The organism is Kribbella sp. NPDC059898, from assembly GCF_042730855.1.
Taxonomy (GTDB): domain Bacteria; phylum Actinomycetota; class Actinomycetes; order Propionibacteriales; family Kribbellaceae; genus Kribbella.
Genome location: NZ_JBHWKR010000002.1, coordinates 874,856 through 887,059, shown reverse-complemented (window position 1 = coordinate 887,059; position 12,204 = coordinate 874,856). Strand labels below are relative to the sequence as shown.

The following is a 12,204-nucleotide window of genomic DNA, read 5'->3' as shown; positions in this document are numbered from 1 at the left end:
CGGTATCGAGGCCTGCTCGACGTTCAAAGAAAGACGGGCCGCGCCCTATAGTCTGCGGATGGTACGTGGGGGAAGGCGTGCCGGTTAAAGGATTCTGGTCGACGAAGGAGACGTCCGGTGAAGAAGTACGTGCGGGGAACGGCGATCGTGGGCGTGCTGACGCTCGCCGTCGCCGCTTGTGGCAGCAAGCCGACCGACAACAGCTCGAGCGGCAGCGACGCCAACAAGAACTTCAAGGCCTGCATGGTCTCCGACTCGGGGGGCTTCGACGACAAGTCGTTCAACCAGACCTCCTACAAGGGTCTGCAGGACGCGGTCAAGGAGAAGGGCCTCACCGAGGTCAAGGCCGAGTCGAAGTCCGACAACGACTACACGACCAACATGACCGCGATGGTCAGTGCCAAGTGCAACGTCATCGTCGCCGTCGGCTTCAAGCTCGAGGACGCCACCGAGGCGGCCGCCAAGGCGAACCCGAACATCAAGTTCGCGATCGTCGACTCGGCGCCGAAGGCCCCGATCGCCAACCTGAAGCCGCTGCTGTTCAACACCGCGCAGACGAGCTTCCAGGCCGGCTACCTGGCCGCGGCGATGACCAAGTCCGGCAAGGTCGGCACGTTCGGCGGTCTGCAGATCCCGACCGTGACCATCTTCATGGACGGCTTCGCCCAGGGCGTGCGGTACTACAACACGCAGAAGAGCAAGAACGTCCAGGTGCTCGGCTGGGACGACCAGAAGCAGAAGGGTCTGTTCACCGGCGACTTCGAGGACAAGGCGAAGGGCCAGAACAACGCGCAGAACCTGATCACCCAGGGCGCGGACATCCTGTTCCCGGTGGCCGGCCCGTCGGGTCTCGGCGGTCTGCAGGCGGCCAAGGCCAGCAATGGCAAGGTCAACGCGATCTGGGTCGACACCGACGGTTGCGTGAGCGCCGCGGAGTACTGCTCGACCCTGCTGAGCAGCGTCGAGAAGGGCATGGACGTGGCCGTGAAGGACGCGGTCGTTTCGGTCCTCGACAACAAGTTCGACAACACCCAGTTCACCGGCACGCTGCAGAACGGCGGTACGGCGATCGCGCCGTTCCACGACTTCGACAGCAAGATTCCGGCGGACGTGAAGTCCGAGCTGGACACGATCAAGGCTGACATCATCAGCGGCAAGATCGTGATCGAGTCGAAGGTTCAGCCCAAGGCTTCCTGATCCGGCACACTTTTGCGTAGTACGGTGCGAGCCAGGTAGGCAGACCCACAAGGTCGGTGCCTGCCTGGCTCGCCGTCTGAAGGGAAGGCTGCGCATGCATCTCGAGCTCTCCGGGCTGACCAAGAGTTTCGGCTCCCTGGTCGCCAACGACCACATCGACCTGGTGATCGAGCCGGGCGAGATCCATTGCCTGCTCGGTGAGAACGGGGCCGGCAAGAGCACCCTGATGAACATGCTCTACGGGCTGCTGCAGCCCGACTCGGGCGAGATCGTGATCGACGGCGAGAAGGTCCGGATCACCTCGCCGAGCGACGCGATCCGGCACGGCATCGGCATGGTCCATCAGCACTTCACGCTGGTCCCGGTGTTCACCGTCGCCGAGAACGTGATGCTCGGCCGCGAGACCACCCGCGGCGCCGGCGTCCTGGACCGGAAGAAGGCGCACAGCCGGGTCACCGAGCTGTCCGACCGGTACGGCCTCGCGGTCGACCCGGAGGCGATGGTCGAGGACATCCCGGTCGGCGTCCAGCAGCGCGTGGAGATCCTCAAGGCGCTCGCCAACGACGCCCGGGTGCTGATCCTGGACGAGCCGACCGCAGTCCTCACCCCGGCCGAGATCGACGACCTGATCGACGTCATGCGGCAGCTCAAGGAGAGCGGTACGTCGATCGTCTTCATCACCCACAAGCTCAAAGAGGTGAAGGCGATCGCGGACAAGATCACCGTGATCCGCCGCGGCAAGGTGGTCGGCCAGGCCGAGCCGTCGGCGTCCGAGGAGGAACTCGCCGAGCTGATGGTCGGCCGGGCGGTCGATCTGGTGGTGGACAAGGCCCCGGCGGAGCCGAAGGAGACGGTACTGCGGGTCACCGGGCTGACCGTGATCGACGAGCGCGGGTTCACCGCCGTCGACAACGTGGACCTGGAGGTCCGGGCCGGGGAGATCCTCGCGGTGGCCGGTGTCCAGGGCAACGGCCAGACCGAGCTGACCGAGGCGCTGCTCGGGCTGACGCCGATCGCGGCCGGCACGATCACGCTGGACGGCGCGGACCTGACCGCGAAGTCCACCCGGCACCGGCTCGACGCCGGCATCGGGTACGTCCCGGAGGACCGCGCGCACGACGGCTTCGTCGGCTCGTTCACGGTCGCCGAGAACCTGATCCTGGACCTGTTCCGGGAGGCGCCGTTCGGGAACGGGCTGGCGCTGCGGACCGACGAGATCGACAAGAACGCGACTGCCCGGGTGCAGGAGTTCGACATCCGTACGCAGGGCATCGGCCTGCCGGTGTCGTCGCTGTCCGGCGGCAACCAGCAGAAGGTGGTGCTGGCCCGCGAGCTGTCCCGCCCGCTGAAGCTGCTGGTCGCCTCGCAGCCGACCCGCGGCGTGGACGTCGGCTCGATCGAGTTCCTGCACAACCGGATCGTGGAGGAACGCGATCACGGTACGGCGGTCCTGATCGTCTCCACCGAACTCGACGAGATCGCCGCGCTGGCGGACCGGGTCGCGGTGATGTACCGCGGCCAGGTGGTCGGCGTCGTACCGGCCGACACGCCTCGCGACGAGCTCGGCCTGATGATGGCCGGCGCCTCCAAGGCCGAGGCACACGACACGGCGATCGAGAACCCGACCACGTTGGGAACCATCTGATGAGCACTGAGACAACGGCCGCGCCCGCGCCCGCGCCGGCCAAGGGGGAACCGGCGCGTTCCGGGCTGCCGTCGTGGGCGGTCCAGGGACTGGTGTCGCTGAGCGCGATCCTGCTGGCGCTGGTGGTCGGGGCGATCCTGATCATCATCGGCGACCAGCAGGTCCAGAAGGCGGCCGGGTACTTCGGCGCCGCGCCGATGGACACCATCTCCGCGGCCGGCAGCGCGGTCGGCAACGCGTACCAGGCGCTGCTGTCCGGCGCGCTCGGCGGCGTGACGCCGATCAGCGAATCGTTGACCCAGGCAACACCGCTGATCTGCGGCGGCCTGGCGGTGTCGCTGGCGTTCCGCACCGGACTGTTCAACATCGGCGCCCAGGGCCAGCTGATCGGCGGCGCGATCCTGGCCGGGTACGTCGGGTTCGCCTGGCACCTGCCGCCGGTGCTGCACCTGATCGTCGCAATCGTCGCCGGCCTGGTCGGCGGTGCCCTGATGGGCGGCGTGGTCGGCCTGCTCAAGGCCCGCACCGGCGCCCACGAGGTGATCGTGACGATCATGCTGAACTACGTCGCGCTCTACCTGCTGCAGTGGCTGCTGACCACGAAGACCTTCCAGCGGCCGGGGCGGACCGACCCGATCTCCCCGATCGTCGACAGCAACGCGCAGTTCCCGAAGTTCGGCGACACCCGGCTGCACCTCGGGTTCGTGCTCGCGCTGGTGGCGGCGGTGTTCGTCTGGTGGCTGCTGAACCGTTCGACAATCGGCTTCGAGCTGCGCGCGGTCGGCGCCAACGCGGACGCCTCCCGGACCGCCGGCATGTCGGTCGGCCGGGCGTACGTGATCGCGATGGTCGTGGCCGGCGCGCTGGCCGGCCTGGCCGGTGTCCAGCAGGTGCTCGGCACCGACCTGCCGCTGACCGACGGGGTCGCGGCCTCGGTCGGGTTCGACGCGATCACGGTCGCGCTGCTCGGTCGCGGTACGCCGATCGGCACCGTGCTGGCTGGCCTGCTGTTCGGTGCGCTCAACGCGGGCGGTCTGCAGATGCAGCTGATCACCCAGACGCCGTTGACCCTGACCACTGTCCTGCAGGCCGTGATCGTGCTGTTCGTCGCGGCTCCGGCGCTGGTGCGCTCGGTCTTCCGCTTCCTGCCGAAGGACCGCGGCGCCGGCGCAGTGCTCGCGAAAGGCTGGAACGGATGACCGAGACCACCCCCGACGCCGTCCCCGCGGCGGCGCCGAAGCCGGAGATCATCGAGGGGCCGGCCGAGCGGACCCGCCGGCAGCGTGTCGGCGGCGTGATGCTGGTGTTCGCGCTGATCGGCCTCGGCCTGGCGATCTTCACCAAGAGCGGCAAGGCGACGTTCCAGCTGGTCTCCGGCGACCTGCAGCACAACCTGCTCGGGCTGCCCGCGCAACCGGTCGGCCTGATCCTCGGTCTCCTCGGTACGGCGGCGGCGGTCGCGTACGTCGTACCGTCCGTCCGCCGTCGTGTTCCGCCGCGAGCAGCCGGTTGGCTGGCGGCGATCCTCGGGATCTGCTTCATCGGCGCGTTCCTGTGCTGGGCGTCGGCCGGGAAGACCTTCCCGCTGGCGAACCAGTTCCAAGGCACGCTGAACTTCGCGACCCCGCTGATCCTCGGCGCGCTGGCCGGCGTGATGTGCGAGCGGGCCGGTGTCATCAACATCGCGATCGAGGGCCAGTTCCTGGTCGGCGCGTTCACCGCGGCGCTCGTGTCCAGTACGACGCACAGCGGGGCGGCGGCGCTCGTCGCGGCAGCCGCGACCGGGGTCCTGATGGCGGCGCTGCTGGCGGTGTTCTCGATCAAGTACCTGGTCAACCAGGTCGTCCTCGGCGTCGTACTGGTGGTGTTCGCGACCGGTATCACCGGGTTCCTGTTCGACCAGTTCATGCAGCCGAAGGCGGATCAGCTCAACACACCCGTCGTACTGTCCGCGATCAAGATCCCCGGGCTGGGCGACATCCCGTTCATCGGGCCGATCCTGTTCCGGCAGACGATCCTCGTGTACCTGATGTACCTGGCGGTCGCGGTGGTCACGTTCGTGCTCTTCGAGACTCGCTGGGGCCTCCGGATCCGGGCGGTCGGCGAGCACCCGAAGGCGGCCGACACGGTCGGCATCAAGGTCAAGCGGACCCGGTACTCCGCGGTCCTCGCGGCCGGTGTGCTGGCCGGTCTCGGCGGCGCGTTCTTCACCGTCGGGTACGCCGGATCGTTCAGCAAGGAGATGACCGCGGGCAACGGGTTCATCGCGCTGGCGGCGCTGATCATGGGCCGCTGGCACCCGATCGGCGCGACCGTCGCCGCCCTGTTCTTCGGCTTCGCGACCCAGTTGCAGTCCCAGCTGCAGATCATCCAGACCCCGATCCCAGGCTCCCTGCTGCTGATGGCACCGTACGTCGCCACCATCATCGCGGTAGCCGGCCTCGTCGGCCGAGTCAGAGCCCCAAAGGCCGACGGTGAGCCCTACATCACCGAATAACCCACCCCCGGTCTCCGGGCCTTCGTCCGGGGAGCGGCGTCGCGGTGAGGGGTCGGCCTCCGGCCCCGATCTGCCTGTGGGTGCCTCGTCTTCTCGGCCGCGTCCGCCTGCCGGGCGGATGCGGGCGGGGGACACGATGGGGGATCCTGGACCGGTGGACGTCGACTGGGTCGGTTTGCGGCAGGCGGCTGTTGAGGTGATGCGCCGGGCGTACGCGCCGTACTCGGGCTTCTCGGTGGGGGCGGCCGCGCTGGTTGACGACGGGCGGATCGTTGCCGGGTGCAACGTGGAGAACGCGTCGTACGGGTTGACGTTGTGTGCCGAGTGTGGGCTGGTGTCGGAGTTGCATCGGACCGGTGGCGGGCGGCTGGTGGCGTTCACCTGCGTGGACCATCGCGGCGAGGTGTTGTCGCCGTGCGGGCGGTGCCGGCAGTTGCTGTTCGAGAACGGCGGGCCCGACCTGGTGCTGGAGACGCGGTCCGGGCTGCGGCCGTTGCGTGAGCTGTTGCCCGACGCGTTCGGGCCGTACAACCTGGAGGAGTAGTCATGAGCTTCGACGCTGTGGACGTGATTCGTACCAAGCGCGACCGGGGCGAGCTGAGCGACGGCCAGATCGACTGGGTGATCGACGCCTACACCAAGGGCGACGTCGCCGACGAGCAGATGTCCGCGCTCGCGATGGCGATCCTGCTGAACGGCATGAACCGCCGCGAGATCGCCCGCTGGACCGCCGCGATGATCGCGTCCGGCGAACGGATGGACTTCGGCAAGCTGTCCCGCCCGACCGCCGACAAGCACTCGACCGGCGGCGTCGGCGACAAGATCACGTTGCCGCTGGCACCGTTGGTGGCGGCCTGCGGGGTCGCCGTACCGCAGCTGTCCGGCCGCGGCCTCGGCCACACCGGCGGCACCCTGGACAAACTGGAGTCGATCCCGGGCTGGCGCGCCGCGCTCTCGAACGACGAGATGATGCAGCAGCTCGAGGACGTCGGCGCGGTGATCTGCGCCGCCGGAGACGGCCTGGCACCCGCGGACAAGAAGCTGTACGCGCTGCGCGACGTGACCGGGACGGTCGAGGCGATTCCGCTGATCGCCAGTTCGATCATGAGCAAGAAGATCGCCGAGGGCACCGGCGCGCTGGTGCTGGACGTGAAGGTCGGCTCCGGCGCGTTCATGAAGGACCTGGCCGACGCCCGCGAACTCGCCGAGACGATGGTTGCCCTGGGCACGGACGCCGGTGTGAAGACCGTTGCCCTGCTCACCGACATGTCCGTCCCACTCGGTCTGACCGCCGGAAACGCCCTGGAAGTCCGCGAATCCGTCGAGGTCCTGGCCGGCGGCGGTCCGGCCGACGTGATCGAACTGACCGTTGCCCTCGCCAACGAGATGCTCGCCGCGGCCGGCGTCACCGGCGTCGACCCGGCCGAGAAACTCCGCGACGGTACGGCGATGGACGCCTGGCGGGCGATGATCTCGGCCCAGGGCGGCGACCCGGCCGCCGTACTCCCGGTCGCGCCCGAGCAACACGTCGTACCGGCTCCGGCCTCCGGCGTACTCTCCAAGCTGGACGCGCTCGCCGTCGGCGTGGCCGCGTGGCGGCTCGGTGCCGGGCGGGCGCGCAAGGAGGACCCGGTGTCGGCCGTGGCCGGGGTGGAGCTGCACGCCAAGCCGGGCGACCGGATCCAGGAGGGCCAGCCGCTGCTCACGCTGCACACCGACGACCCGACGCGGATCGACCGCGCGCTGGAGTCACTGACCGACGCGGTCGCGGTCGCCGACTCCTACCAGCTGGGTCCGCTGGTGATCGACCGCATCGCCGGTTGATCAGTTCGACGGTGCGGTCAGGCGGGTGCGCTGGTCCTTGGCGAGTGTGGTGATGAGGCCGGTGTCCGGGGTGAGCGTCGTACCCAGGGCGGCGGCCTCGCGGACGGTGAGCTCCACGACGGTCGCGCCGATCGCGAGGCTGGCCTCGGCGGTGGCGACGGACTGGTCGGTGCCGCCGTCGTACTCGACGTTCGCGTCGGAGAGCGCGTCCGGAACGGCGAACGGGTGGTCGTGGGTGTCCTGCTTCCACAGGCCGTTCTGCAGGGCCTGGGCCTTCGCGGCGGAGCCGGTCTTGAACAGCTGCACGGTGTAGCGCTTCTTCTTGTCGGGGCTCAGCCGGGTCGCCCGGTACCCCTCGACGAAGCCGGCGTTCAGCAGCAGCGCGCGGTCCAGCGCCGGGTCGGCGGACCAGGTGTTCAGGTACGACGTCGCCGTGAACGCGCCGGTCGGGTTGCCGGGGTCGGCGACGTACCCGCCGGGCAGTACGACCAGGTCGGCGAGGGTGCTCTTCGCGGTCTTGTCCGCCGTACCGGTGAGCGCCGAGTGCTTCGCGGCGGGCGTCTCGGCAGCACTGGCCGACGTACTGCCGTCACTTCCGCAGGCCGTCACACCCAGCAGCAGCGCGGTTACTGCAATGGCAACTCCTGCAGCATTCCGTGTCACGGTCCCTCTCCGTTCGGCCACTCGCTCCCGAGTGCATCCGATGATCGGCACCGATACCAACAGAAGTTGGTGAACTTCAGGCGAACAATCTTGTGTCAGGACGAGGTAGTTGTGGTGAGAAGGGTCTCGATCCGGGCCCGGGCCGCCTTTGGATGCAGCGGTTCGCAGCCGGCGGCGACGCAGCGGGCCACCACCTGGGGGTCGTCGCGGAGCAGCAACAGACCACGACGGAGCAACGTCAGCGGGGGTTTGCGGTGCTCGCGGAGATCCCGCTGGAAGCGGCGCCCGAACGTGACGACCCGGTGGTGGTAGACGCAGATCGCCGCCGCCAGCAGGCCGCGATCCCGCAGCGCGCCGGTGATCTGGTCCGCGAAGATGCCCTCGGCAACGATCAGCGGAGCGTCGCCGATGCTGACCGGACGGTGACCGACGGTGCCGTCGGCGGCGATGTCGTAGATCGGGAGCTCGGCGGATCCCGTCGTACACAACTGCTCGAGCGCCGCGACCGCCCGCTCGCCGTCCCAGGAGCGTGGGTCGTCCCAGTCCACGATCCCGAGCGGGGAGCGCGGCATCGCCTCGTCGTCACCGTCGCGGTAGAAGTCGTCCAGCCGTACGACGGGAAGCCCGACCTGCTCCGCAAGCCGCGACTTCCCGGCCCCCGAAGGCCCGGCCAGCAACACCACCCGTGAACGCACCCGCACATTCTCTTCCACTTCGTGCAGTAACGGCCAATCCACCCGGGCCGATACTCAGGTATGCCGAAGATGAAGCTAGGAGCGGTCGTGTACGCACTGATCGCGGTCGGTTGGCTGGTGTCCGCCGGAGCCGTGTTCCGGGGCTACGGCACGTACGCCGCTGCCGACCGGTGGTATCAGTTGGCGATCTCCGCGGTGTTGCTGCTGACCGGGGTGATGTTCGGCGTCGGCGCGCTCACTCGACGCGGGTTGGTGTCCGACGACGGCCCTCGAATCTGCCGCCAGGGCTGGATCGTGGTGATTGCCCTCGTAGGCGCTGGGATCGTGGTGTCGTTCCTGGGCGAGTCCGAGTGGGGTGCGCCGTACCCAACTGCTTCGGCGATCTTCATCCCAGGATGGATCAAGCGGCTGCAGGTGAAGTACTACGAGGGGCGTGCGGAGGCTGTTAGTTCTGGAGGGCCTGGTGGAGGGTCTCGGACTGGGTCTTGAACCAGGTGTTGGTGCGGTTGGTGAGTTCTGCCTCGCCGGTGGTCCAGCGTTGGTGGAACCACGGGTGGCCGGATTCGGCGCCGCGGCGGACGTAGTCCATGCACCAGATGTGGTTGTCGGCGGCCGCGTCCACCAGCCGCCGGCGGTCCGTTTCGGTCAGGCCGTAGGCGTCGGCGAAGCGGCGGAAGCGCTGCAGTGAGCGACCTCGGCGTACGTCGTGGATGTCCGCGTCGGGGCGCAGTGGGGCCCACAGTCGTACGGCGGTGGCGACGTCCCAGAGCGCCGATCCGGGGCCGGCGAGGTCGAAGTCGATGAGGGCGACCGCGGTGCCCTTCCGGAAGACCACGTTGTCGAGGTTTGGGTCGTTGTGGCTGATCAGCCCGGTCACGTAGTCGGCAGGCACCGGCTCGGCCCATTCGAGGCCTACTGGCCGGAAGTCGGCCACCGCCTGGTGGTATTCCCGTAGCAGTAGGGCGACGCTGTCCAGCGCGGCGTCCGTCATCGACCAGGCCGGGTACGGCGCCTGCACCGTCTCGCCGGGCAGGTAGGACAGCACCTCGCGGCCCTGCTCGTCGACGCCCAGTAGTCGCGGCGCACCCTCGAACCCGACGCGTTCGAGGTGCTCCAGCAGCGCGTGCGTCGCCGTACTACTGGCGCGCAGCGGTCGTCGGACGGTGTCTCCGACCCGCACGACGAACCCGCGGTTCGCAGTCCCGCCGAGCAGCAATGTCTCGTCAGGCATCGGGCGCTAGTTTGTCTCGTCGAGCAGCGCCTTCGCCAGGGGTGCGTGGGTAACGATCGCGTTCACCAGCCCGCTGCGGACGGCGGCGCGGACCGCGTCCACCTTCGCGAGCCCGTACGGGATCGCGATCACCTCGTCGATCTTGCCCATCTGCTCGGCGTTGATCGCGATCACCCGGTCGGTGACCCGGCTCTGTACGGCGACCCCGTCGGCGTCCACGAAGACGCCCGAGATGTCGGCCACCACGCCGCGCCGCTGGAGCTGTTCGCAGGCCTTCTCGTCCATCGCGTCGTACAGCGTCGACTGACCGGCGTCCCAGGACCCGAGCCCGACGACCGCCTTCGTCACCGAGTCGAAGTGGCTGATCGCCTCCGCGACCTCCGGCTGCTGCCGCAACGCGCGTGCCGTGGCGGCGTCCGGGACCACGAGCGGGGCGTAGAACAGGTACGCCGGACCGCCCGACAGCCGCGCGGTGTGCCGGACCAGCTCGACCGAGTTCGCCTCGACGTCCGGCCGGGTGAGTGCTCCGGTCAGCTGTACGACGGGCACCGGGGCGAGCGACGTGAGCTGCTCGGTCATCGCGGTGACGGCCCGCGCCCACGCCAGGCCGAGCACGTCGTCCGGGGTGACGATCTCGGACAGCAGGTCCGCGGCGGCCTTGCCGAGCTGGGTGCGCAGCGCCGGCTCGTCCACCTCGGGGGTGTCGACGACGATCGCGCGGCGCAGCCCGAGCGCCTCCTGCAGGCGGGCGGACAGGTCCAGGTCGATGGCGCCCGGGTGGCTGATCTCGATCCGCACCAGCCCACTGCTGCGCGCCTGGTCGAGCAACCGCGCGACTTTGAACCGGCTGAGCCGGAACTCGTCGGCGATCTCCACCTTCGACCGCCCATCGACGTAGTACCGCCGCGCGATCGACGCTGTCAGCACCAGCTGTGCCGGCCCCAGGGTCTCCATCAACGCCTCCCCGCTCATATGAGCACCACCGCACCCAAGTGTTGCACAGACCCTTGACAGGTCAAGTGGCTTACCGGTCTACTCAAGGTGTGAGCGGAGGCGTGCTCAAATGAGCGGAGGCAGAAGTGCTGACTAGGCGCAAACGCATCGGAGTGGCCGGGGTCGCGCTGGTGATGACCGCGGTCACGGGGTGTGCGGGCTGGGGTGGTGGTGTCGGCGGCGGTGGTGCGGACAGCATCAACGTGCTGATGGTGAACAACCCGCAGATGGTGGACCTGCAGAAGCTGACCGCCGACAATTTCACCAAGCAGACCGGCATCAAGGTGAACTTCACCGTGCTGCCGGAGAACGACGTCCGGGACAAGATCAGCCAGGAGTTCTCCAGCCAGGCCGGTCAGTACGACGTCGCGTCGGTGAGCAACTTCGAGATCCCGATCTACGCGAAGTCGAAGTGGATCGCGCCGTTGTCGGACTACATCGCCAAGGACCCGTCGTTCGACCAGGGCGACATCCTGAAGCCGATGACGCTGTCGATGACCGCGGACGACGGCAAGATCTACGGCGAACCGTTCTACGGCGAATCGTCGTTCCTGATGTACCGCAAGGACATCCTCGCGTCGAAGGGCATCACGATGCCCGCCAAACCGACCTGGCAGGAGGTCGCGGACATCGCGGCCAAGGTCGACAACGCGCAACCGGGGATGCGCGGGATCTGTCTGCGCGGTCAACCCGGCTGGGGTCAGCTGTTCGCTCCGCTCACCACGGTCGTGAACACCTTCGGCGGCACCTGGTTCACCAAGGACTGGCAGCCGCAGGTCAACGCGCCGGAGTTCACCGAGGCGACCAAGTTCTACGTCGACCTGGTCCGCGCGCACGGTGAGGCGGGCGCACCGCAGGCCGGTTTCACCGAATGCCTGAACAACACGATCCAGAGCAACGTCGCGATGTGGTACGACGCCACATCGGCGGCCGGCTCGCTCGAGGCGCCGAACTCGCCGGTGAAGGGCAAGATGGGCTACGCGCCGGCGCCGGTCGTCAAGACCAGCAGCTCCGGCTGGCTGTACGCCTGGGCCTGGGGTATCCAGGAAGCCTCGAAGAAGAAGGACAACGCCTGGAAGTTCATCTCCTGGGCGTCCGGCAAGGACTACGAGAACCTGGTCGGCCAGAAAGTTGGCTGGTCCAACGTTCCGGCCGGCAAGCGGGCCTCGACGTACGAGAACCCGGAGTACCTGAAGGAGGCGGCCGCATTCGCGGAGCCGACCAAGAGCGCGATCGAGAACGCGGACCCGAACAACCCGGGGGTCCAGCCGCGGCCGGCGCCGGGGATCCAGTTCGTCGACATCCCGGAGTTCCCGGACCTCGGGACCCAGGTCAGTCAGGACGTGAGCTCGGCCATCGCGGGGAAGACGAGCGTCGACGACGCACTGAAACACGGGCAGAAACTGGCAGATGACGTCGCCGAGCGGTACCGCTCGCGGCTGGGGAAGGGGTAACGGTC

At 68.5% G+C, this 12,204-nt stretch carries 12 protein-coding genes; 8 read left to right on the top strand and 4 right to left on the bottom strand.

All coding sequences use genetic code 11. From position 1 onward, the window contains the following. The first annotated feature begins 117 nt into the window (after positions 1 to 117). The 6 genes from ACFV9C_RS09790 to ACFV9C_RS09765 all read left to right on the top strand — a co-directional run bounded on the left by ACFV9C_RS09790 (position 118) and on the right by ACFV9C_RS09765 (position 7,163). Complete coding sequence (locus ACFV9C_RS09790) at positions 118 to 1,197, top strand: BMP family protein (RefSeq protein WP_380192187.1); 1,080 nt, start codon at positions 118 to 120, stop codon at positions 1,195 to 1,197. A 94-nt stretch (positions 1,198 to 1,291) separates the two neighbouring features. Continuing rightward, positions 1,292 to 2,842 carry an ABC transporter ATP-binding protein gene (locus tag ACFV9C_RS09785; protein WP_380192185.1) on the top strand — a complete coding sequence of 517 codons (1,551 nt, stop codon included), beginning with the start codon at positions 1,292 to 1,294 and terminating at the stop codon, positions 2,840 to 2,842. Beyond that, positions 2,842 to 4,041 carry an ABC transporter permease gene (locus ACFV9C_RS09780; RefSeq protein WP_380192183.1) on the top strand — a complete coding sequence of 400 codons (1,200 nt, stop codon included), beginning with the start codon at positions 2,842 to 2,844 and terminating at the stop codon, positions 4,039 to 4,041. Before ACFV9C_RS09785 ends, ACFV9C_RS09780 begins: the two co-directional genes overlap by 1 nt. After that, positions 4,038 to 5,339: an ABC transporter permease gene (locus ACFV9C_RS09775; RefSeq protein WP_380192181.1), complete on the top strand. Its 1,302-nt coding sequence runs from the start codon at positions 4,038 to 4,040 to the stop codon at positions 5,337 to 5,339. Before ACFV9C_RS09780 ends, ACFV9C_RS09775 begins: the two co-directional genes overlap by 4 nt. Before the next feature lie 154 nt (positions 5,340 to 5,493). After that, positions 5,494 to 5,883 carry a cytidine deaminase gene (locus ACFV9C_RS09770; protein WP_380192179.1) on the top strand — a complete coding sequence of 130 codons (390 nt, stop codon included), beginning with the start codon at positions 5,494 to 5,496 and terminating at the stop codon, positions 5,881 to 5,883. A 2-nt stretch (positions 5,884 to 5,885) separates the two neighbouring features. Further along, positions 5,886 to 7,163 carry a thymidine phosphorylase gene (locus ACFV9C_RS09765; protein ID WP_380192177.1) on the top strand — a complete coding sequence of 426 codons (1,278 nt, stop codon included), beginning with the start codon at positions 5,886 to 5,888 and terminating at the stop codon, positions 7,161 to 7,163. On the opposite strand, the gene ACFV9C_RS09760 is transcribed toward ACFV9C_RS09765, so the two are convergent. Next, entirely contained in the window at positions 7,164 to 7,826 is a 663-nt protein-coding gene (locus ACFV9C_RS09760) for a hypothetical protein (RefSeq protein WP_380192175.1), read from the bottom strand. It lies immediately after the preceding gene. A 95-nt stretch (positions 7,827 to 7,921) separates the two neighbouring features. Beyond that, positions 7,922 to 8,521 carry a uridine kinase gene (locus ACFV9C_RS09755; protein ID WP_380192173.1) on the bottom strand — a complete coding sequence of 200 codons (600 nt, stop codon included), beginning with the start codon at positions 8,519 to 8,521 and terminating at the stop codon, positions 7,922 to 7,924. A 69-nt stretch (positions 8,522 to 8,590) separates the two neighbouring features. Between ACFV9C_RS09755 and ACFV9C_RS09750 the strand changes: the two genes are divergently transcribed. Continuing rightward, on the top strand, positions 8,591 to 9,010 hold the full coding sequence (locus ACFV9C_RS09750) for a hypothetical protein (protein ID WP_380192171.1): 420 nt from the start codon (positions 8,591 to 8,593) through the stop codon (positions 9,008 to 9,010). Here ACFV9C_RS09750 and ACFV9C_RS09745 read toward each other — a convergent pair. Both ACFV9C_RS09745 and ACFV9C_RS09740 read right to left on the bottom strand, forming a co-directional pair. Further along, complete coding sequence (locus ACFV9C_RS09745) at positions 8,967 to 9,752, bottom strand: phosphotransferase (RefSeq protein ID WP_380192170.1); 786 nt, start codon at positions 9,750 to 9,752, stop codon at positions 8,967 to 8,969. The genes ACFV9C_RS09750 and ACFV9C_RS09745 overlap by 44 nt on opposite strands. Before the next feature lie 6 nt (positions 9,753 to 9,758). After that, entirely contained in the window at positions 9,759 to 10,706 is a 948-nt protein-coding gene (locus tag ACFV9C_RS09740; protein WP_380192169.1) for a sugar-binding transcriptional regulator, read from the bottom strand. 125 nt (positions 10,707 to 10,831) lie between these two features. On the opposite strand from ACFV9C_RS09740, the gene ACFV9C_RS09735 reads away from it, so the two are divergent. Then, positions 10,832 to 12,199, top strand: a complete 1,368-nt coding sequence (locus ACFV9C_RS09735; RefSeq protein ID WP_380192167.1) for an ABC transporter substrate-binding protein — start codon at positions 10,832 to 10,834, stop codon at positions 12,197 to 12,199. Positions 12,200 to 12,204 lie beyond the last annotated feature (5 nt).

Bases quoted from the DNA above. Each gene is read 5' to 3' on its own strand.
- ACFV9C_RS09740 (WP_380192169.1), bottom strand. From the start codon at position 10,706: ATGGAGACCCTGGGGCCGGCACAGCTGGTGCTGACAGCGTCGATCGCG.
- ACFV9C_RS09775 (WP_380192181.1), top strand. From the start codon at position 4,038: ATGACCGAGACCACCCCCGACGCCGTCCCCGCGGCGGCGCCGAAGCCG.
- ACFV9C_RS09785 (WP_380192185.1), top strand. From the start codon at position 1,292: ATGCATCTCGAGCTCTCCGGGCTGACCAAGAGTTTCGGCTCCCTGGTC.
- ACFV9C_RS09780 (WP_380192183.1), top strand. From the start codon at position 2,842: ATGAGCACTGAGACAACGGCCGCGCCCGCGCCCGCGCCGGCCAAGGGG.
- ACFV9C_RS09745 (WP_380192170.1), bottom strand. From the start codon at position 9,752: ATGCCTGACGAGACATTGCTGCTCGGCGGGACTGCGAACCGCGGGTTC.
- ACFV9C_RS09750 (WP_380192171.1), top strand. From the start codon at position 8,591: ATGAAGCTAGGAGCGGTCGTGTACGCACTGATCGCGGTCGGTTGGCTG.
- ACFV9C_RS09765 (WP_380192177.1), top strand. From the start codon at position 5,886: ATGAGCTTCGACGCTGTGGACGTGATTCGTACCAAGCGCGACCGGGGC.